The sequence below is a fragment of the Selenihalanaerobacter shriftii genome (assembly GCF_900167185.1).
Classification (GTDB): domain Bacteria; phylum Bacillota; class Halanaerobiia; order Halobacteroidales; family Acetohalobiaceae; genus Selenihalanaerobacter; species Selenihalanaerobacter shriftii.
In genome coordinates this window covers 149,808-171,961 of record NZ_FUWM01000006.1, presented here as the reverse complement: position 1 = coordinate 171,961, position 22,154 = coordinate 149,808, and the positions used below count along the sequence as shown (strand labels likewise).

Here is a 22,154-nt window from a genome sequence, read left to right as displayed (position 1 = left end):
TAATGGGTAAGGCTAGGAAAAAGTTCAAGAGCAAATATGAGGATATGCTAGAACAGCAAGTAATTGATTTAGCTCAGAACGGGGACAAGCTGGCTGAGGAATATCTATTAGATAATAACATTGATATTGTGTATGCTAAGTCAAAGCTATTTTACATCAAAGGTTTAGATAAAGATGATGTAATTCAAGAAGGCTTAGTAGGGCTTTATAAAGCGATTAGAGATTATAAAGAAAAGAGAGCGGCTTCTTTTAGAGGATTTGCTCATTTGTGCGTAAGTCGACAATTAATTTCTGCAATTAAGACTGCTAATCGCCAAAAGCATATGCCCTTAAATACTTCAACTTCTATTGACAAGAAGTTAAAATATTCTAAGGATGATGGCGGTCGAGGGCGGACTTTATTAGATGTATTACCAGATGAAAATAATAATCCAGAGACTGATTTAATGAATCGAGAATTAGTTGATGAAGTTACATATGAGCTAAAAGGAATGCTAACTGACCTAGAATGGGAAGTATTTAGTAGTTATCTTCAAGCTAAGTCCTACAAAGAGATAGCTGTAGAGATAGGTAGTAGTGTAAAAACTGTAGATAATGCCTTACAAAGAGCTCGGCGCAAAATTGATGAATTAAAAAGAAAGTTAAAAGATGAAGTCGATAATTACTAACTTACGTTTTTCACTAAATATTAGACATGCTAGGGGTTGCCTTCTTATATTGATGGGGGGCAGCTTTTTTTATTATAAACAGGAGGAGAGCGATGAAGGAAGCGAAATTTGTTATTTATCTGTTAGTGATTAATCAAAAAAGGTATAAAGTTAATCTAGCATATAAGCCTGAAATTGAATTAAGCTATTATTTACAAAATAATATATGGGCAAACAAAGAACTTAAAGCATATGCTTTAACTAAACCGCTTCCTATTGGCTTAGTTGAATATACTTATAAAAGGGTTACTACTGTACAAGAAAGAGAAGGAGTTTTAATCCGAGATTTATTCGATGACATTACAGAGTTAAAACACGAATGTAGTAGACGAATTGAAGATGTATTATCATATTACTCTTTAACTGAATATAATCAAATAAGAGATGTGAAATCTGTAAATATTACTTTCCCCTCTAAAAAATCTCTAAAAGGAATTCACCAACTTTTAGCAGGAAGATTATTATATTATGATGAAATAATAGATGCTTTAGGTGAAAATCAGTTAACCCTTAATACATCTTTATCATTAATATTACAGACATTAAAATTAGAAACTAAATTAGAGATAATACCTAGTATCTTTTTTCAAGCAGATAATCATTTAGTCTGTCAGCGATGTGGTGAAGAAGAAAAGTTGATTGCTATGGAGTGTAACTACTGTGGTTTAACTGACTACTATTGTGATAATTGTATTAGCATGGGTCAAGCTAGAATATGTCGTCCACTTTATGAATTTAAGCCAGTATCTAAAACCAATACAGTAAATGCAATAGTGAAACCGAAGTTGAATTTTGAATTAACTGCTGCACAAAGCGATGCTAGTCAGGAATTGGTTCAGTTTCTTTCTAGTCAACAGCAAGAAGCATTAGTCTGGGCTGTCTGTGGAGCCGGTAAGACAGAAGTCTCTTTTCAAGCTATTGCTAAAGTATTAGCCCGTGGTGGAGAGGTTTTATTTGCTATTCCTCGGAAGGATGCTGTCATTGAATTAGCACCTAGATTAAAAGAAAGTTTTCCTAATTTTGAAGTAAGTGTTCTTTATGGTGGTTCAGAGACCAAATATGATTTAGCACCAATAACTGTAGCTACAACTCATCAAGTGTTGCGCTTTAAAGATAAATTTGATTTAATTATTTTAGATGAGGTAGATGCTTTTCCTTATCAAGGTAATCAGATGTTAAAACGAGCAGTAAATAGATCATGTCATTTGCAAGGTAAAATCATATATATGACAGCTACTCCAAATAATAATTTAATTGATTTTGAGCATGAAGATGATAAAATACTAATTAAGATTCCAGCTCGTTATCATGGTCATCCAGTACCTGAACCGGAATTAGTTGTTACAAAATTATGGTATAATAAAGAGGCTAAAGAAATAAAATTATCAGAGAAAATCTTTACCATAATTAGTCAGTCAATTTATCAAGATTTATCACAGCTATTTATTTTTTTGCCAACAAGGGAATTAGTAGAATTAGTAGGTGAAAAGTTACAAGAAGAATTGCCTAAAATAAATGGGGAATCGTGGGTTCAATATAGTCATGCTCAGGATTCTAAACGAGATAAAAAACGAGAAGAATTCTGTAATGGCAAATATCCTATTTTAGTTGCTACTACTATTATGGAGAGGGCAATTACAGTCCCTAAGGCCAATGTATTAGTTTTATTTGCTGATTGGGATTTTATCTTTGATCTGCCTACTTTGATTCAAATGGCTGGAAGAGCTGGTCGTTCCCTGGAATATCCTGATGGAGAAGTCTGGTTTATAGGACAACAGATAACTTCTGAAATGAAAAAAGCTAAAAGTAGAATTCAAAGTTTAAATCAAGAGGCTAGAAAAAAGGGATATTTAATAAGGGATAATTAACAGAGGAGTTGAGTTTTATGGGATTATTGAATAATCTCTGGAACGGTTTATTAGATTTAGTTTATCCAGAATTACAAGGATGTCTTTATTGTGAGGAAAGTGAGTTAGTGACCGATGATATTCATCTTTGTCAGAATTGTTTAGAAAAAATTGAATATATTACTGATAATTATTGTCAAAAATGCGGTAAAGTGTTATCTGAAGAGAAGGATTATTGTGATATTTGTGAAGACCATAAGTATCTATTTAATAAAGCAAGGTCTGTTGCGCTTTATAGTGGAGGAATTCCTGACTATATTCATGATTTTAAATATGAAGGGCGTCAAGCTTTGGCTCAACCATTAGGTAAATTATTAGGAATTTATGGTTTAGAATTTTATGATAGACAGAAGTTAGATTTAATTATTCCTGTACCACTTGCAGAAGAAAAGTTTAAGAATAGAGGGTTTAACCAGGCTTATTTATTGGCGAAAGAGGTTGGGGGATGTTTGGATTTGCCAGTAGATAATCGAGTGCTAAAGAGAGCAGTAAATACTGCTAGTCAGAGTAAATTATCTCTTTTAGAAAGAAAAGAGAATGTAAATAGTGTATTCTATTGTGAACCAGAAAAGACTAAAGATATTAAAGGGAAAAATATTCTCTTAATTGATGATATTTATACGACAGGAAGTACTGTTAATGAATGTTCTAAAGTATTGCTACGAGCTGGAGCAAAGGAAGTTTCAGTTTTAACTTTGGCTACTGGGCAACAATTACCAAATAAATTCTAATATTTACTTAATTATAGCAGGGAATATGTATCTTTTTATCGAATTTATAAAGTAAGCATTGATAGTAAAGGAGGAGTATCATATGGGATTAAAGAATTGTGTTCGTTGTGGTAATGTTTTTGTCTCTAATACTGATAAAGTCTGTCCTCAATGCTTAGAGGAAGAAGAAGAAGACTTTGAAACGGTTAAGGAATATATTTATGAGAGTGGACAAGCTAGGATTCCTAAGATCCATGAAGAAACAGGGGTTAGTGTAAAACGAATTAAGAAGTTTATTCGTGAAGGTAGACTAGTTGAATTTAATGTAGATGTAACTATCGAGTGCAAAAGATGCGGCACACAGATCAAGAGCGGTGATTATTGTAAAAGTTGTAGAGATCAATTAAGTGATGGCTTTGTTGGAAGGCAGGATAAAGAGAAAGAAAAAAAGCAAAAGAAGAAACCTAAAAGCCAAATGTATACTAGAGCTTGGAAAAAAGATTAAATTGGATTTAACTTCTAGTTATAAGTAGCTAATTCAGCCTAATCTTATTTAATTAAGAATAAATCCGTTTTATATCATTTAAATTAAATTGTTTCATTACGATATAAGTAATAAGAACATAATGAACGGAATTAATTTATTATATTGTAAAAGTGTATTTTAATTAGAAGGCGGGTGATTAGCTATGAAAATCTCCAATGAGCAATTAAGTAGAGTTTTGAAAGTATATAATAAGGATAAGAAGACCAATTCTGCTTCAGAAATTAATCGTAAGAATAAAGGCGATAAGTTATCACTTTCAAACAAAGCTAAAGAGATGCAGGTTGCTAAACAGGCATTAGAAAAAGAACCAGTAGTGCGGCAGGAGAAAGTTGATTCTCTAAAGCAAGCAATCAAAACTGGTAATTATGATGTTTCTGGAGAAGAAGTTGCAGAAAAGATGTTAGCCAGGACTATAATCGATAACTTGGTTTAATTAAGGAAGTGAGATAAATGGAGATTAAGAGGTTAGTTCAAATTTTACAGGCTGAATATGAAATTTATCAACAGCTCTATCAATTAAGTGAAGAGAAACAGGCGATTATTATTGATAATAGAGTTGATGATTTATTAAGTATTATTGAGGATGAACAAGCAGAGATTGAAAAGATTAATCAATTAGAAGAAGAACGGGTAGAAACTTTACAAGAGATTGCAGATAGATATTCTTTATCTGATGGAGAGCTATCATTTGCTAAGCTTACAGAATTAATTTCGGGTCCGAATGTAAGTGAATTAAAGAACACAAGAGGGAAAATTTTAGATCTTTTAGAGGATTTACGCAATATAAATGATACTAATGCTAATTTAATTGAAGAATCGTTAAAATTAAATGACTACACTTTACAGTTATTAACCGAAAGTAATATTGGCAAAACTAAAACTTATCAAAAACCAGGTAAACTAAATAGTAGCAACCAACAGAATAATCAGCAACAGCAAAGAATTATTGATCAGAAGGCATAGCATAGGAGGGAAGTAGAATGGGTTCAACCTTTGGAGGAATAGAATTAGGGAAACGAGCTTTACAGGTGCAGAAGAAATCTTTAGATGTAACAGGTCATAATATATCTAATGCTAATACGGAAGGATATAGTCGACAGGAAGCAATTCATTCGACTAATAGACCTCATACTATTTATAACGGTACTGGAGCTGGACAAGTAGGTACTGGGGTTAAGATAGATCAGATTAGAAGAATTAGAAATAAATTTATTGATGGTCAGATTAGAGAGGAAAGTAGTGCACAAGGAAGATGGGAAATGAGAGAAGATGCTCTAGAACAAATAGAGTTAGTTTTTAATGAGCCATCAGAGAATAGTCTACGAAATGTAATGGATGAATTCTGGGGTTCCCTACAGGAGTTAAATAATAATCCTGAGAGTGAAGCGGTAAGAGCCACAGTAAGACAGAGAGCATTATCCCTAACAGATACATTTAATCATCTAGATGATCAATTAAGTGATTATCGTCTATCAGTTAATGACCGAATTGGAACAAAGGTAGAGGATATCAACTCTTATGCACAGCGAATTGCTGATTTAAATGGACAGATTAGTAGAATTGAAAGTATGAATCAAAATCCTAATGATTTAAAAGATAAACGGGACTTGCTAATTGAAAAATTATCTAAAATTACTAGTGTACAGACACAAGAAGCGTCTAACGGGTCAATTTCAGTCAGTATAGAAGGACAAGCTTTAGTTTGGCAAGAAAAATCTAATAAATTAAATTTAGAAAAAGACCCAAGCAATAATAATTTAATGCAGATTAAATGGTCTAATAATGATTCGAAAGCTGAATTTAGTGATGGAGAGATTAAAGGTTTATTAGAAACTAGAGATGAAGAAATCCCTAAATACATAGAACAACTAGATAAAATGGCTGGAAAAATGGTTAATGAGTTTAATAAGATCCATGAGAATGGCTATGGATTAGATAATAGTACTGGTATTAAATTCCTTGAAGGATCAACGGCGAAAGGCATAGATGTAACTGATGCGATTAAGAATGATTTAAATAAGATAGCTACTGCCGAGAATCCTGATAGTCCTGGTGATGGAAGTGTTGCTTTAAAGTTAGCTCAATTAGGGGATGAAAAGGTATTTAGTTCAAAAACAGCTACTTTTGCTAATTACTATGGTTCGAATATTGCTAAGTTAGGAGTAGATAGTCAGCGAGCTAAACGGATGGTAGATAATCAGGAAGTATTAACTAGACAGCTAAATAAACAGCGTGACTCAGTTTCTGGTGTTTCTTTAGATGAAGAGATGGCTAAAATGATTCAATATCAACATTCTTATACAGCAGCTGCTAAATTTGTTTCTACTATGGATGAGATGCTAGGTGTATTGGTTAATGGGATTAAACGATAGTTGACAGTTGACAATTGATAATTGACAATTAAAGACCTTTAAAACCTTAAAAAATTAGACACAGACTTACACAAGACTAGGCACAGACTAAGGATAAGATTAAATTCAATATGAATATTATGCAAGAACTCTAGATAGCATTCTTGATAAAGTGATGGGGTGATAATAAAATGCGCGTAACTAATGGAATGATGACAAATAATCTACTAAAAAATCTTAGTGATAATATGGAGCGATTAGATAAATTCAATCGCCAATTATCAACTGGTAAAAAATTTGATATGCCGTCACAGGATCCAACTGGGGTAGTGACTAGCATGGGATTAAAATCTACATTGAACAGCAATGAACAGTATATTGATAATATAGATCAGGCGTTGACTTGGACGTCAACAACAGAGAATGCTTTAAAGAATGCTACTAAGACTCTGCAGCGCACTAGAGAATTGGCTGTTTATGGAGCTAATGATTCTTTAAGTGATTCTGATAGAAATGCAATTGCTGATGAAGTAGAGCAATTAAGAGAGGGTTTAACTGAAGTAGCGAATACTGATTATAATGGTAGATATATATTTGCTGGGTATAAGACTACAACTGAGCCATATCCAACGGCTGACTCCAATTATCAAGGTGATAATGGAGCTATTGATCGAGAAATCACTCGTGGAGTAGAGATGAAGATTAATCAGGATGGTGCGTTTTTCAAAGGGGTTTTTGATGAAATGAAAGACTTAGTTACTGATTTAAGAAACGGCAATGGAGATGCGATTTCTAATACTAGGATAGGCAATTTAGATAAGAAGCTAAATAAAGTTTTAAGGCTAAGGTCGGAGATAGGAGCTAAGCAGAATCGCTTAGAACTGACTAAGAGTAGATTAGATGAAGATAAGATTAAATTTAAGAAGTTATTATCTAAGAATGAAGATGTAGATATTGCTGAAACAATTATGAATTTAAAGATGAGTGAGAATGTACATCGAGCAGCTCTGTCTTCAGGAGCAAGGATAATTCAGCCGAGTTTAATGCAGTTTCTCAAGTAGTGTCAGGAATTACAGGAATCAGTTAACAGTGACAGTGTCAGATAGTGACAATAGACAGTGTCAGTGGTCAGTTAACTGACATAGATAACTATACAGACACTGAAAACTGTTCGACGCTGACACTTATAGGGCAGGTGGTTAATTTGTTAAGATTAGAAATCAACCAAAGATTTGCTCAAATTGGTTTGCGTGAAAGAAAGCCACGAATGAATTTACAGCAAAAGGATGCTGATTTTAAGTTAAAACAAGTGCCTGGTGATTTAAAGATTAGTTCGAAGCCAGCTAAAGTAGAGATTGACCAAACTAAAGCATTAGCTGATCTAAATTATCAAACGCCTAAAAATTATAGTAAAAAGATAGCTAGAAAAGGACAACAAGCTGTTTTGCGTGGAATAGCTCAATATACTCAAGAAGGAGATCAATTAGCTGCTATTGAGAAAGGTGGTAAACCTTTAATTAGACAAGCTAAACAGCGGATTTATGAGAAAAAACGTGAGTTAGGCTTAAAGTGGAAGCGTGGTCCAGAAATTAAGATCAATCCTAGCAAACAAAATATAAATTTTAAAGTAAATGAATTAGATGGAATAGAGGTTAATAGTAAACCTAATTTCCCTAAAGTTAACCTACAGTGGGGTAAGGTTGAAGTTTATCAAAAGCAGAGTTCAAATTTAGAAATTAGAGCCGTGGATTTGAGAGTGTAAATTAGTGTCAGGAATCAGTGACAGTGTCAGGCAAAAAAACGATACTAACAACTGACACAGACAACTGAAAACTATTTAATCCTGACACAGACAACCGACGTAGACAAACTGTTTGACACTGAAAACTAAACAGCGAGGTGATATTATGAAATTAGAAACTACTCGTTTTGGGAAGATAGATATAGATAAGCAAGAGATAATTACTTTTAAACAAGGATTATATGGTTTTAAAGATGAGAAAGGATTTATCTTATTAGCTGATGAAGAGACTCCTTTTTTCTGGCTGCAATCTACGACCGATCCAGATTTGGCTTTCATTGTAACTGAGCCATGGAGTTTTTATCAGGATTATGAATTTGATTTAAAGGATGAGATACAGAATGAGTTACAAGTTGAGACTAAGAAAGAGGTGCTAGTAATCAATATTGTAGTAGTGCCTGACAATCTACAGGAGATGACTATGAACCTTAAAGCACCAATTGTAGTTAATCAAGAGCAAAAATTAGCTAGGCAGATTATTTTAGATGAGGAAGAATATTCTGTTAAATATAAATTATTTGATGATAAAGAAGATGTCTCTGCATGATTAAGGAGGAAATTAAATGCTAGTTTTAACTCGCAAAAAAGATGAAAGCATTATGCTTGGAGATGATATAGAGATAACGATAGTAGATGTTGGAGGAGGTCAAGTTCAGTTAGGAATCGATGCTCCTCAAGATGTAGAGATATATCGTAAGGAAATCTACGAAGAAATAAAAGCAGAGAATAAAGAAGCAGCTGCTGTTAAAGTCAAAAACTTAAGTGATATACTGAAATTTGGTGATAAATCAAGTAAGAAGGGTAAATTATAGAGTAATATGTTTATATTTTCACTTAATTGGTGTTATTCAAACTTATAGGATTTAAATAGTGATTAAATTATTATCTGAAATGTCGATAATTATAGTGATGCAGGGAATAAAGGGGAAGTTAGTAATAATAGGTGCTTTGAAAATTTCAAAGTAGCTGTGGTTACTAACTTTTATCAGCTATAACTAGAGCGGCCGACTAGAATAGTTGATAAATAGTAGCTAGATAATATTGTGCATGACACTATTTTTCAATAAGGATGTTGAAAAATATAAAAAAATCAAGGAGGATGATATATTATGAGAATTAATACTAATGTAGCTGCGTTGAATTCTTACAACCAGCTAAAAAATACACAGAGCAATATGAGTAAATCTTTGGAAAGGTTATCAAGTGGTAGAAGAATTAATCGAGCTGCTGATGATGCAGCTGGTTTAGCTATTAGTGAAAAGATGAAATCTCAGATTAATGGTTTGGGTCAGGCGCAAAGAAATGCTCAAGATGGTATTTCTATGATTCAGACTGCTGAGGGTGCTTTAAAAGAGACTCACTCTATCTTACAAAGAATGCGTGAATTATCAGTTCAATCAGCTAACGACACTAATACTAATGCTGATAGATTTGAAATTCAAAAAGAAGTTAATAAACTAACAGAGGAATTAACAAGAATTGGTGACAATACTGAATTTAATACTCAAAAATTATTGGATGGCAGTATGAAAGCTGCAAAGCTTCAAATTGGTTCAAATGAAGGTCAAAACATATCATTAACGGTTAATGATATGAGAGCTGAGAGTTTAAGTGTTACAGCAGATAGCAGCGTTTCAACTTTTGATGCTGGAACAACTAATATGGGTGATACTGGAAATACAACAGATAATTTGCAGGGAGGTTCATATAGTGTATCTGTAACAGATAGTGGTGGCGCTGATCTTAAAGCTGCTGATGGTACTGTTATTGCCAGTGGAGCTTTGGTTGATAGTGGTACAAGTGTGACATTTAGTGGTATTAATAATGATGCTTATACTGCAGATGATACTACATCAGGTTCTGTGACTGTTGCAATTTCTGATACTGACACAACTGCAAGTATTGCCACTGATGCTGGAAGTATTTCAATTAATGTATTAGAAAAAGGTGAGGGTATAAGTGTTATGAATCAAGAAGATGCTGATGATGCTATTACTACAATAGATAATGCTATATCTAGAGTTTCGGCTGAAAGGTCTAAGCTTGGTGCATATCAAAATAGATTAGATCATACTATTAATAACTTGAGTACATCTAAAGAAAACTTAACTGCTGCTAACTCTCGAATTAGGGATGTTGATATGGCGAAAGAGATGATGAATTTGAGTAAGCAACGAATTCTTTCTCAAGCTGGTACCGCTATGTTAGCGCAAGCTAACCAAAAACCTCAGGGAGTTCTTCAACTTCTAGGTTAATACATTAGTGTCAGGAAGCAGTTTCACTACTCGGTAAAGGAATAGACTGACATAAATAAAAAATAAATATGAATAAAATAGGCCGGCCGGTTTTCTGGCTGGCTATTTTATTAGTTTAAATTTGGGGGTGAGAAAATGGCAGATTTAAGCATGGATGGTTTAGCTACTGGAATGGCAACTGGAGATATAATTAGTCAAATATTAAATGCAGAATATGGAACCAAGTTGCAGAACTTAAGTAAGGAGAAGAGCAATTTAGAAACTGAAAAAGATGCTTGGCGGGATGTTAATTCTAGAATAGGTAATTTAGAAAATAAAATGGCAGATTTAAGACTAAGCTCTACCTTCGATTCCAATAAAACAACTAGTTCCTCAGAAGATGTAGCTGATGCGACAGCAACTACTGCTGCTGATGCTAGTAGCTATACTTTAGATATTAGTCAACTAGCCAAAAAGCATCGAGTTGCTTCTGCACAGCAGGTTGATTCTACGAGTGATTTAGGCTTAAATGGCGGGAATAGTGGTAGCTTTACTATTGAATTGGATGGTACTAGTAAAAGTTTTAATGTTAGCATAGATGGGACTGAATCATTGAATGATGTACGAGATGCAATTAATAATGCCAGTGGAAATGATGATGGAAATGGTAATAAATTAGTAGAATCGTCAGTAGTAGACAATACTTTAATTATTGAAGGTGTAAACACAGGAACTAATAATATGCTTTCTTTTCAGGATCCTGATAATATTCTAGATAATGATGGGACTAATGATTTAGGTTTTGATTTAGATATTAATGGTAATGTTAATGCTGCTAGTGAACTTCAGGTAGCTCAAGATGCCCAGTTTAGTGTAAATGGACTTGCTGTTACTCGGTCTAGTAATCAAGGGCTTGATGATGTAGTAAATGAAGTTACTTTTAATTTAAAAACGACAGGAACTACGACTATTGAAGTTAGTAAAGATATAGATAAAGCTACCTCTGCTATTCAAGAGTTTGTAGACCAGTATAATAGCGTGCAGAGTTTCATTGGAAAGAAACTTGATTATAATCAAGAAACTGGAGAAGCAGGAGCCTTACAAGGTAGTGGAACTCTAATGAGATTACAGTCAAAATTGCGACAGATGGTTACTAATAGCGTAGATAACAATAGTGACTATGATCAATTAGCAATGGTAGGAATAGAGATTAATCGTAATGGAGCTATGGAGTTCGATTCTAATAAATTTAAAGAAAGTATTGCTGATAAGCCAAACGAAGTAAAGAAACTATTTAATGCCGATACTGATGAGGGTGATTCTTTTAATGGCATTGCTACTAAAGTAGATGGCTATCTTGATTTATTGGTTCAAAGTAATACAGGAGTAATCCCGGAGAAAGTAGATTCTTATGAAATAATGGTGGAAAATGTTGATGAGCAAATTGATTCTGTAAATGATAACTTAGAGCAAGAAAGGGAAAGATTGCAGAGTGAGTTTACAGCTATGGAAACAGCTATTTCAAAAATGAATAGTCAAATGAGCTGGATGCAGAGCCAGTTGGCTAGTTTAGGTGGTAGTGCTAGTAGTATAAGTTCAATGCTTTAATTTAATAGTATGCGTTGACAATTAGTAGTAATTACTTAATAGATACGGATAATTTATTAATTAATAAAAGGGAGAGTTTAATTATGGCTAACAATCCTTATCAGAAATATCAAAACACTCAGGTGGAAACATCTAATCAAGAAAAATTAGTTTTAATGTTATATAATGGAGCGCTCAAATTTGTTAAACAAGCTAAGCAAGGTTTAAAGAATAATGATTATCAAGTTACAAATAATTGTTTAATTAGAACACAAAATATTATTAATGAATTAATGATTACATTAGATATGGAGCAAGGTGGAGAGATTGCCCAGAATTTAGAGAGCTTGTATGATTATATGAATCGTCGTTTAATTGAGGCTAATATTAATAAAAGTATTGAACCAATGGATGAAGTTATAAATATGTTGGAAGAGTTAAGTGATACTTGGAAGCAAGCTATGCAGAATTTAAAGAAAGAAAGAAAAGTTCAAAAGAAACAACAAGTGCCTTCTGGAGGTATTAGTGTTGAAGGATAAGTTAGATCAAGAGAATTTAATTAATGAAATAATTAATATTTATAAACAAAAGCTATTAATTTATAAGCAGATTTTAAAATTAACTAAAGAGCAACAGCAGGCTATTGAAAAGAAAGAGTGGCAAAACTTAAAACAAATAATAGAGGATAAAGAAAAGAAGATAAATAATATTGAAAAATTAGAAGCTCAATTGATATCTTATAAAAGGCAATTAGCACAGCAGAATAATTTGCAATTGGATGCAAAAGAATTCAAGGAAATTATTGAAAATATTTATCAAATTATGCACCAGATTAATAAGTTAGAAAAAGATAATCAAGAACAGATAATTAATCAAAAGAATAAAGTACAAAAGAAGATGCAAGATATCAATGCAGGTTTGAATATTAATCGTGCTTATGATGGTGCTGTTAATAACTATGAGGGTAAATTTATTGATAATAAAAAATAAATTTCATATTTTCCTTAGACTTTTTAAGTAAGAATAATTAATGGAATAATAGATTTGAAGTAAAAAAGATGGGGGATTAGAATGGCTTTTTTTAATAAAAATATGCGGTTATTGAAACGTAAAAGCAAAATGGCTTATAATATAATGAAAAATTATCATCAATCAGATAAAATCGTAGTAGATGATAAAGTTAGTGACCAAGACATTATAGCTCAAGTTAAAGATTTAGAAAATGATTTAATAATTAATATAGAAGAGACTAAAAATGATGGTTATACTATGCAAATAATCAAAGATAAAAAGCCAATTTATTTTCATAGTAGGTATTATCCTGTTAAAGAGGCTAAAAAGTTAGTTGATAACTTGCAATTAAAATATAATAGTCAAGACCAAATTTTTGCCTTAGGATTTGGTTTAGGATATCACCTAGTAGAATTATTTACTAAGGATAAATTTAATAGGGTTTTCATTATAGAACCTTATTTATCAATATTTTATACCGCATTACTTTATAGTGATTTAAGGCCTATTCTAAAGAATGAGAAGTTTATTTTAGTTATAGGAGACAAAGGTAATCTCTATTCTGCTATAAGAGCGAATTACGAATTATCTTTAGCAAATAAAATTAAATTCTTTGAACATCCTCCTTCACTTAGGTTGTTTAATGAAGAGTATGATCAAATCTATAATGAGATTAGAAATGCTATTGAGTATAAGAATATTAGTAAAATGACTAATATTAAGGTAGCAAAACAGTGGCGGAATAATATTATTTCAAATTTATCTTATATATTAAAGAATCCAAAAGCTGATGACTTTTTTAATTCTTTTCAAAATATACCAATAATTTGTGTTGCAGCTGGACCTTCTTTAGATAAGAATATTGATCAATTGAAACATGCAAAAGGTAATGCCTTATTAATGTGTGTAGGAACGGCTTTAAAAGCATTACTAAAAGCTGGAATAGAGCCAGATATTGTAGTTTCCATGGACGGTAGTCAAAAAATGTATAATCAGTTTAAAGGTATTAGGGATTTGAACAATGTTTTTCTCTTTTCTGAAAAGGCTAATTCACCCTTAGTTAATGATAATTGGGTTGGACCTCAAGTCTTCTTTACAATGAAGCGGAATTTAAGTGCTTGGGTAGAAAAAATGAAAGGACAGTATACTGCAATTAATACTGGTGGTACTGTAGCTCATAGTATGGTTGATTTAGCTTATAAGTTTGGAGGAAATCCAATTATTCTTGTAGGACAGGACTTATCATTTTCTGAGGATAAGACTCATGCTTCAGGAACAATGTATGAGAATAATAAAGTAAATGACGAAGGGTTAATTACTGTGGAAGGAATTAACGGAAAGCCAGTATATACAAGTAAAGGGTTTAAAAGTTTTTTAAATTATTATAATGATTATTTTGCTAAGCGGTCAAGTAGATTGTATATTGATGCAACAGAAGGTGGAGCAAAGATTGATCATACTAAGATTATGACTCTTCAGGAAGCAATAGCTAAATATTGTTTAGAAAAAGTTGATCCTTTAATTACTCTGCAAGAGATTTATAATGAAAAAGAAGGGCATAATGATTATTATCAAAATTTAAAAGAAGAGATAGATAAGACTATTGAGGAATTAAATAGTTCAATTGAAATTTTAGAAGAACAGTTATCTTTCGTTAAGGGGATTGAAAAGAAATTAACTCAGGTTCAGCAAATAAGTAATGGTAAATTAAAAGAAGTACAAGTTAAAGCACAGGAATATGAGTCTAAATTAAAACAACACAAAAGAATAAGTTATTTTACGCAAAGGACTTTAATTATCGAAAAATTAAAGTATCAAGAAGTTAATAACAAGTATTTCTTTAATAATAAACAGGAATTGGAAGAGAAAATGAAGTATTATCGAACTTATTGGACTAATTATTGGCAACAACTTAAAACTTCTTTAGAATTATTGAAAAAAATGTCTAACCAGATTGATGAAAATAAAGTGCTCTTTAATGAAGATAAAATAATAATTAGAGACTGTAAAGTAGGTGGGAAGTAATGAAGGTATATTTGAATGGTCAGGCCATTAAAGAATTATCTAATTTAAATAATATAGAGAAAGTATTAAATGGGATATATTCCAGATTAAATGATGAAATCATAATTAACATTTCTGTTAACGATGTAAAGGTGAATGAGTCCTATTTAATAGAAGGTAATTATGACTTAAATCAGATATCTAATATTAAATTTAAAACAAAGAAAACTAATAAATTAATACAAGAAACATTAAAGCAAGCTGATGAATATTTACCAAAACTTAAAAAAGGGATAATAAAAACAACGGAACTATTTAGACAAGGTAATATTGAGGAAGGGAACCAAAAATATCAACTATGTTTAGAGGGGTTGGAATGGTATACTGATGCTTTAGAAAGTATCTTGTCTTTAATTTCTAATGATCAATTAAAAGAGGAAGGAAAGAATAAACTTACTAATATTAATACAATATTAGTAGATATAATGAAAGCCTTTCAAAATGAGGATATGGTTTTTGTAGCAGACTTACTAGAGTATGAAATTGTAGATTTTATTGATGAACTTGTTGAATTTAATAAGAAATTAATGGATTAATAGATATATTTTAAATTAACATTAGTATGATTGATATAGTATTTTAATTAATGGACTGAACTATCCGATAAAGAATTTCATAAAGTTCTTTATGAAGCTAATAAAATTTTGATAGAAAATTATTATAAACATCAATTAGATAGTTCAATTGAAACAGCAAAAAAATTATATTTTGAATTAGATGAGACATTTAGAGGATTTAGACAATCATAGATAAAATTGATTCGTTTGGAGGGTATATATGTTTGAGGGAAATCAAATATTAGCAATAATTTTAGCGCGTGGGGGGTCAAAAGGTATACCTAAAAAAAATATAAAGGAATTAAATGGGAAACCGCTAATTGCCTATACTATAGAGTCGGCTAAGCAATCAAGATATATTGATTGCTTAGTTTTATCCACAGATGATGAAGAAATAGCAGAAGTAGGAAAACAATATGGTGCAGAAGTTCCTTTTATAAGACCAGATGAATTAGCTACAGATACTGCAAAGAGTGAAGACGCCATTATTCATGCTTTGAATTGGCTAAGAGATAATGAAGAATATTTACCTGATTATATAATGCTTTTGCAACCTACTTCACCATTAAGAGCAGTTGAGGATATTAATAGAAGTATTGAAAAGCTAACTGCTAGTAAAGCAGATTCATTAATAAGTATTTGTAAAACAGATAAGTCACCATATTGGATGAAAACAATAAATGATGAAGGTTATTTAGAGCCAGTCATTAGTGAAAAGAAACATTATAATCGTAGACAAGATTTACCTGACACTTATCAGTTAAATGGAGCCATTTATATAGCTAAAGTAGAAATGTTTCTAAAATACAAATCATTTTTTACGGATAAAATAGTACCATATATAATGCCTAGGGAACGGTCAATAGACATTGATGATGTAATAGATTGGAAACTAATTCAGCTGCTTTTGGAGGAGGAGTTTATATGATTGAAATTGCTGGAAGAGGGATAGGACCAAATGAACCTACCTTCATAATAGCAGAAGCAGGAGTTAATCATAATGGTAGTTTAGGTATTGCTAAAAAATTAGTAGATGCTGCTGTTGAAGCAGAAGTTGATGCAGTTAAGTTTCAGACTTTTAAGGCTGAAAATTTAGTTTCTAAGCAAGCTTCGAAAGCTCAATATCAACTTGAAACGACGGATAAAGAAGAATCACAATTTGATATGATAAAAAGATTAGAGCTTTCCTTAGATGACCATTTATATCTAAAAGAATATTGTGAAGATAGAGATATTTTATTGCTCTCTACACCGTTTTGTTTTAATTCGGTTGATATAATTGATGACTTAGGTTTAGAATTATATAAGGTTGGATCTAGTGACACAACAAATCTACCACTTTTAAAATATATAGCTAAAAAAGGCAAACCGATAATTTTATCTACAGGAATGAGTACTTTAGCTGAAGTAGAAGAGGCCGTTAATACAATATTATCTACTGGAAATGATAGATTGATTTTGCTTCATTGTGTAAGTAATTATCCAGCTCAATACCAGAGTGTTAATTTAAAAGCAATGGAAACAATGAGTCAAGCCTTTAAGTTGCCTATTGGATATTCAGACCATACCTTAGGAATAGAAGTTCCAGTTGCAGCTGTAGCTAGAGGAGCAGTAGTGATAGAAAAACATTTTACTTTAGATAATAATATGGAAGGACCTGACCATAAGGCTTCCTTAGAGCCAGAGGAATTAAAACAAATGGTGATAAATATTAGGAATATAGAAGAGGCCTTAGGAGATGGAATAAAAAAACCTGCTAAATCTGAGGTTGCTAATATAAAAATATCTAGAAAAAGTTTAGTTATAGATAGAGATTTAAAAACTGGAGAAGAATTAACTAAAGAAACCTTAAATATTAAACGACCGGGGATAGGTATTAATCCTAAATTTTTAGAAACTGTGTTGGGGATGGAAGTAAAAAAAGATTTAAAAGCAGATCAAGTACTACAATGGGAGGACTTGAAGAATGGATAAACGCAAACTCTGTGTAATAACTGGAACTAGGGCAGAATATGGGTTGCTTTATTGGTTAATGAAAGAAATAAGTGGAGACTCAGATCTTGAATTACAAATTATTACTACTGGAATGCACTTATCACCTGAATTTGGTTTGACTTATAAAAGAATAGAAAAAGATGGATTTAGGATAGATAAAAAGGTAGAAATGCTTATGTCTTCAGATACTGAAATTGGAATTACTAAGTCAGTTGGTTTAGGATGTATAGGGTTTGCTGATGCTTATGATGAGTTAGAACCAGATATAGTAGTAGTTTTAGGAGATAGGTTTGAGATTTTAGCTGCTGCTGTTGCAGCCATGATAGCTAAAATTCCTATAGCCCATTTACATGGAGGAGAAATAACAGAAGGTGCTATAGATGAATCAATCCGTCATTCATTAACTAAAATGGCATCTACACATTTCCCAGCCACCGAAGAATATGCAAGAAGAATTGTTCAAATGGGGGAAAATCCAAAACGGGTATTTAATTTTGGAGCTCCGGGATTAGATAATATTTATAAATTAGATTTATTATCAAGAATAGAATTAGAAAAAGAACTTAACTTTCAATTAGGAAGTAAGACTGCCATTGTTACATATCATCCAGTAACATTAGAGGATGATACAGTTTATAATCAGATTGAAAGTTTGCTAACAGCAATTGATGAATTTGAAATGAATGTTATTTTTACAAAAGCAAATGCTGATACATATGGTAGAGTGATTAATGAGAAGATAGAAAGTTTTACAAATAAGAACCCTAAACAATATAAGTTGTTTGATAATTTAGGACAATTAAGATATCTCTCAGCTTTAGAGCATGTTGATATAATGATTGGAAATTCATCCAGTGGCCTTATAGAGGGCCCAAGCTTTAAAATTCCAGTAGTTAATGTAGGAGATAGACAGAAAGGAAGAATAAAAGCAGATAATGTAATAGATTGTGGATATGGTTATCATGAAATTAAAGAAGCAATTAAAAAAGGATTTTCATTTGATTTTAAGGATAAAATTAAAAAAATAGTAAATCCTTATGATAAGCATGGAGATGGTAAAACGAGCTATCGAATAAAAGAGACTTTAAAAGGATTAGAATTAGATGAACATTTAATAAAAAAGGAGTTTTATGATATTGAATTATTATAAAGAATAAATTTTTTTGTGAGAATAGTTTAGATAAGGAATGATGTTAAGAATAATTTTGGAAAATTATATTTTACATATTTGTATTAATGAGGGTGCAGATTTAGATATGGGTTAAGTGTTTTTGAAGAAAAGAGGTTATGGATAAATTAATTAAGTTAGCTTTTAAACAGAGAAAAGGAGAAAAAAATGAAACCACATGCTGTAATGTTCCACCATTTTCATGATGAAAGTAAACATCCAAAAGTTCAAGGTTCAATATCAGCTGAGCGATTAGATAATATGATTCAATTTTTGCAAGCAAATAAGGTTATTTTATCAGCAAATGAATGGCTTTATAAGGCATTACAAGACAAATTGAAAGAAAATGAAATTTGTTTAAGTTTTGATGATAATTTAAGATGTCAGTTTGATATAGCGTATCCAATTTTGAAAAAATATAATTTAAAAGTATTTTGGTTTGTTTATACATCACCTTTAGAGGGAAAATTAGAAAGGTTAGAAATCTATAGGTATTTTAGAACAGTATATTTTGAAAACATTGATGATTTTTATCACGTTTTCTTTGATTATATCGAAGAATCTGATTATAAATTTAGAGTTTCAAAAGCATTAGAAGGATTTATTCCTCAAAATTATTTAAGCGATTTTTCTTTTTATACAGATAACGATAGAACTTTTCGTTATATACGAGACCAAATTTTAGGTCCAGATGATTATAGGTTTTTGATGGATGCAATGCTAAAGGATTATAAAGTTGATTTGAAATCTTTAAGGAAAAAACTATGGATTTCAAAAGAAAATATAAAAGAATTACATAATAAAGGGCATATGATTGGATTACATACCCATACTCATCCAACATCAATAGCATCTTTAGATATAAATAAACAAACGAATGAATATCAGATTAATATGAAATTACTTTCAGAAATATTAGGTGATTATCCTGTGGTTATGTCGCATCCGTGTAACTCTTACAATAAAAATACTATTAAATTATTAAAAGAATTAAAGATAAAATTAGGATTTCGTTCAAACATGAAAAATAATTTAAATTCTATGTATGAATTTCCTAGAGAAGATCATGCAAACATAATTAGAGAAATGGAACAGAAATCATGATAAAAACAACTATTTTTACTAGCAATTAAACACATCGTGTATTTTTGATTGAGTCTTTAGTTAATATATCTGATAAATTATTCGTTGTACAAGAATAGTGGGGGGAACATAATGAATAAATTCGACGAAAGATACGAGATTCGCTTAGCAAATATGTCAGATATTGATAATATCATGAACTTTATTGATAAATACTGGCGTGAAGGGCACATAATGTCTCGTGATAAAGAGTTATTTAAGTACGAATATGCAGATGGTGATAACTTAAATTTTATTTTAGCTATCGATAAAAATACTGAACTAATTGAAGGAATATTTGGATTTATAAGATGTTCAAATACGGAAGATCCTAAAAGGAAAGATATTTGGGGTAGTATGTGGAAGGTAAATGATTCGCATGACAACATACCATTTCTTGGAGTTGAACTTGCTAAGCGAGTATTTACTTTGACAGGCTGCCGAACTCACATAGGAAATGGTGCAAACCCTAACACAACAGTTCCATTAAGAAGATTATTTTTCGGTGATAAAGTGGTTAAAATGAAGCAATATTACTTACTTAATTCATACATTGATGATTACAAAATTGCATTAATAAAAGATAAAAATAAGGCGATTTCTACTATTCCTACACAAAATCAAACGAATTTACAGGAGTTTCACTCAATTGATGAAGTAAAAAAGCACTTCGATATAGAAAGTATTGATGCAATTCCATATAAAGATAATTGGTATGTTAATAAGCGTTATTTTTGTCATCCGTATTACAAATATAATGTATATGGATTAGCTGATAATACAGAGAAAGTAGATGCTTTAATGATGACACGAGAAGTAAAATATAATGGAAGAAAAGTATTAAGAATTGTGGATTATATCGGAAATCATAAATTATTTGCCGGACTATCTAAGAAATTTGATAGATTAATAAAAGATAATAATTATGAATATATAGATTTCTATACATATGGTTTTGATGAAGAATCTATCTTAAAAGCTGGTTTTAAACTTAGAATAGATGATGATCCAAATGTAATTGCAAACTACTTTGAACCCTTTGTGCGTGAAAATGTTGATATATGGGCACATTATAAAATTGATGGTACCTTATTTTTTAAAGCTGATGGTGACCAGGATAGGCCAAATCAATTTGTACAAAATTGAAATAGTGGAGGATTAAGGGTTATGGATAATATAAATGATTTTAGAAGTGAATTATTGAAGGAAGATTTATATAATATAAATGCAAAAAAGTATGCTGAGAAAATTAAGAATATAGGTAAAGTAGTAATATGGGGAAGTGGTAATGGTGGTCAATTGGTATATAATTTTTTGAAGAAGTTTGATGCCCTTGAAAATATCAAATATTATGCGGATAATTCCAAGGTAAAGTGGGGAACAAAAAAGAATAGTTTGTTGGTTATTTCCCCAGAAGAAGTAGTGCAAGAAGTAAAGGAAAGTTCTCATATTTGTATAATACTTGCTAGCCAGTATTTAGCAGATATAAAAAAGCAATTACTTTCACTTGGAATCGAAGAAAATATTATTGATATCAAAGGTTTTGGGTTAGCTAAAGATTATTGGACTTTTAAAGAAAGAACTCCTTATGAGATAATTAATTCACATATGAATGATTATGAAAAGGTTTATTCATATTTATCAGATCAACGATCTAAAAAAGTTTATCTAGGAATATTAAATAGTAAAATTTCATTGGATAATGAATATTTGGAAGGAGTTGCTGATTCAGAAGAAGATCAATATTTTGATAAAGACATTATACACTTAAATGAAAATGAAGTTTTTTGTGATTGCGGAAGTTATAATGGAGATACCTTAGAAACATTTATTACATTATCAGATAACAAGTATAAAAAATATATAGCTATTGAAGCTGATAAGGACATATATGGGGAACTAAATAAGAGGGTTGAAGATAATGGATATAAGAATGTAGAAACGTATAATATAGCCTGTTGGAATCGGAAAAAAGTTTTAAAATTTCAATCTGCACAGACAGCAGGGCATGTTACTGAAAATGGAGATTTTTCCGTTCAGGCAGATACTTTAAATAATATTCTAAAGGATGAGGAAGTAAGCTTTTTAAAAATGGATATTGAAGGTGCTGAGGAGATGGCTTTAAAAGGGGCTAGTAGAGTGGTTGGGGAAATTAAGCCTATTTTAGCAATATGCCTCTATCATAGTTTAAAAGATTATTATAAACTTCCGTTAATAATAAAAAATTTAAACTTCGAGTATAAGTTATTTATTCGTCATTACACAGATATGGTTGATACTGAAACAGTATGCTATGCGATCCCAAATTCTAGAATTTAGTCACACTATGTTTGGTGATTTTTGTAAAGTAATTGTCATAAAAAATAGTAAGTTTGAAAGGAAATGATCTGAAT

At 31.2% G+C, this 22,154-nt stretch carries 23 protein-coding genes; all 23 read left to right on the top strand.

Annotated features, from left to right (window positions below; all coding sequences use genetic code 11):
* The first annotated feature begins 2 nt into the window (after nt 1-2).
* Nucleotides 3-668 (top strand): RNA polymerase sporulation sigma factor SigH, encoded by a 666-nt coding sequence (gene sigH, locus B5D41_RS04205; protein ID WP_078809357.1) that lies wholly within the window; start codon nt 3-5, stop codon nt 666-668.
* 92 nt (nt 669-760) lie between these two features.
* Nucleotides 761-2,575 (top strand): ATP-dependent helicase ComFA, encoded by a 1,815-nt coding sequence (locus B5D41_RS04200; protein ID WP_078809356.1) that lies wholly within the window; start codon nt 761-763, stop codon nt 2,573-2,575.
* A gap of 17 nt (nt 2,576-2,592) precedes the next feature.
* Nucleotides 2,593-3,345, top strand: coding sequence for a ComF family protein (locus tag B5D41_RS04195; protein ID WP_078809355.1), 753 nt, complete (start codon nt 2,593-2,595; stop codon nt 3,343-3,345).
* An 82-nt stretch (nt 3,346-3,427) separates the two neighbouring features.
* Nucleotides 3,428-3,829, top strand: a complete 402-nt coding sequence (locus B5D41_RS04190) for a hypothetical protein (RefSeq protein ID WP_078809354.1) — start codon at nt 3,428-3,430, stop codon at nt 3,827-3,829.
* 184 nt (nt 3,830-4,013) lie between these two features.
* Nucleotides 4,014-4,304 carry a flagellar biosynthesis anti-sigma factor FlgM gene (gene flgM / locus B5D41_RS04185; RefSeq protein WP_078809353.1) on the top strand — a complete coding sequence of 97 codons (291 nt, stop codon included), beginning with the start codon at nt 4,014-4,016 and terminating at the stop codon, nt 4,302-4,304.
* Between the two features lie 17 nt (nt 4,305-4,321).
* The gene (locus B5D41_RS04180; RefSeq protein ID WP_078809352.1) at nt 4,322-4,834 is read left to right on the top strand and encodes a flagellar protein FlgN; all 513 of its coding nucleotides are present in this window, start codon (nt 4,322-4,324) and stop codon (nt 4,832-4,834) included.
* Nucleotides 4,835-4,851: 17 nt separating this feature from the next.
* Entirely contained in the window at nt 4,852-6,243 is a 1,392-nt protein-coding gene (gene flgK / locus B5D41_RS04175; RefSeq protein ID WP_078809351.1) for a flagellar hook-associated protein FlgK, read from the top strand.
* 170 nt (nt 6,244-6,413) lie between these two features.
* Entirely contained in the window at nt 6,414-7,283 is an 870-nt protein-coding gene (gene flgL / locus B5D41_RS04170) for a flagellar hook-associated protein FlgL (protein WP_078809350.1), read from the top strand.
* A 44-nt stretch (nt 7,284-7,327) separates the two neighbouring features.
* Nucleotides 7,328-7,984: a DUF6470 family protein gene (locus tag B5D41_RS04165; protein WP_234983888.1), complete on the top strand. Its 657-nt coding sequence runs from the start codon at nt 7,328-7,330 to the stop codon at nt 7,982-7,984.
* Nucleotides 7,985-8,129: 145 nt separating this feature from the next.
* Nucleotides 8,130-8,570 carry a flagellar assembly protein FliW gene (gene fliW / locus B5D41_RS04160; RefSeq protein ID WP_078809348.1) on the top strand — a complete coding sequence of 147 codons (441 nt, stop codon included), beginning with the start codon at nt 8,130-8,132 and terminating at the stop codon, nt 8,568-8,570.
* Between the two features lie 16 nt (nt 8,571-8,586).
* Nucleotides 8,587-8,835, top strand: a complete 249-nt coding sequence (csrA, locus tag B5D41_RS04155) for a carbon storage regulator CsrA (protein WP_078809347.1) — start codon at nt 8,587-8,589, stop codon at nt 8,833-8,835.
* A 297-nt stretch (nt 8,836-9,132) separates the two neighbouring features.
* Complete coding sequence (locus B5D41_RS04150; RefSeq protein ID WP_078809346.1) at nt 9,133-10,278, top strand: flagellin N-terminal helical domain-containing protein; 1,146 nt, start codon at nt 9,133-9,135, stop codon at nt 10,276-10,278.
* A gap of 135 nt (nt 10,279-10,413) precedes the next feature.
* On the top strand, nt 10,414-11,865 hold the full coding sequence (gene fliD / locus B5D41_RS04145) for a flagellar filament capping protein FliD (RefSeq protein ID WP_078809345.1): 1,452 nt from the start codon (nt 10,414-10,416) through the stop codon (nt 11,863-11,865).
* Nucleotides 11,866-11,948: 83 nt separating this feature from the next.
* On the top strand, nt 11,949-12,383 hold the full coding sequence (fliS, locus tag B5D41_RS04140; RefSeq protein WP_078809344.1) for a flagellar export chaperone FliS: 435 nt from the start codon (nt 11,949-11,951) through the stop codon (nt 12,381-12,383).
* Nucleotides 12,373-12,834: a flagellar export chaperone FlgN gene (gene flgN, locus B5D41_RS04135; protein ID WP_159442880.1), complete on the top strand. Its 462-nt coding sequence runs from the start codon at nt 12,373-12,375 to the stop codon at nt 12,832-12,834. Before fliS ends, flgN begins: the two co-directional genes overlap by 11 nt.
* Before the next feature lie 81 nt (nt 12,835-12,915).
* On the top strand, nt 12,916-14,880 hold the full coding sequence (locus tag B5D41_RS04130; protein ID WP_078809342.1) for a motility associated factor glycosyltransferase family protein: 1,965 nt from the start codon (nt 12,916-12,918) through the stop codon (nt 14,878-14,880).
* Nucleotides 14,880-15,455: a DUF8042 domain-containing protein gene (locus B5D41_RS04125; protein WP_078809341.1), complete on the top strand. Its 576-nt coding sequence runs from the start codon at nt 14,880-14,882 to the stop codon at nt 15,453-15,455. Before B5D41_RS04130 ends, B5D41_RS04125 begins: the two co-directional genes overlap by 1 nt.
* 241 nt (nt 15,456-15,696) lie before the next feature.
* On the top strand, nt 15,697-16,404 hold the full coding sequence (locus B5D41_RS04120; protein WP_078809340.1) for an acylneuraminate cytidylyltransferase family protein: 708 nt from the start codon (nt 15,697-15,699) through the stop codon (nt 16,402-16,404).
* Nucleotides 16,401-17,450 carry an N-acetylneuraminate synthase gene (gene neuB, locus B5D41_RS04115; RefSeq protein WP_078809339.1) on the top strand — a complete coding sequence of 350 codons (1,050 nt, stop codon included), beginning with the start codon at nt 16,401-16,403 and terminating at the stop codon, nt 17,448-17,450. The genes B5D41_RS04120 and neuB overlap by 4 nt, the downstream gene beginning before the upstream one ends.
* Nucleotides 17,443-18,621, top strand: coding sequence for a UDP-N-acetylglucosamine 2-epimerase (gene neuC / locus B5D41_RS04110; protein WP_078809338.1), 1,179 nt, complete (start codon nt 17,443-17,445; stop codon nt 18,619-18,621). The genes neuB and neuC overlap by 8 nt, the downstream gene beginning before the upstream one ends.
* A gap of 186 nt (nt 18,622-18,807) precedes the next feature.
* Nucleotides 18,808-19,743 (top strand): polysaccharide deacetylase family protein, encoded by a 936-nt coding sequence (locus tag B5D41_RS04105; protein WP_078809337.1) that lies wholly within the window; start codon nt 18,808-18,810, stop codon nt 19,741-19,743.
* A gap of 111 nt (nt 19,744-19,854) precedes the next feature.
* A complete protein-coding gene (locus B5D41_RS04100) occupies nt 19,855-20,907 on the top strand; it encodes a hypothetical protein (RefSeq protein ID WP_078809336.1) in 1,053 nt (350 codons plus the stop codon).
* 21 nt (nt 20,908-20,928) lie between these two features.
* Nucleotides 20,929-22,080: an FkbM family methyltransferase gene (locus B5D41_RS04095; RefSeq protein ID WP_078809335.1), complete on the top strand. Its 1,152-nt coding sequence runs from the start codon at nt 20,929-20,931 to the stop codon at nt 22,078-22,080.
* Nucleotides 22,081-22,154: the final 74 nt, after the last annotated feature.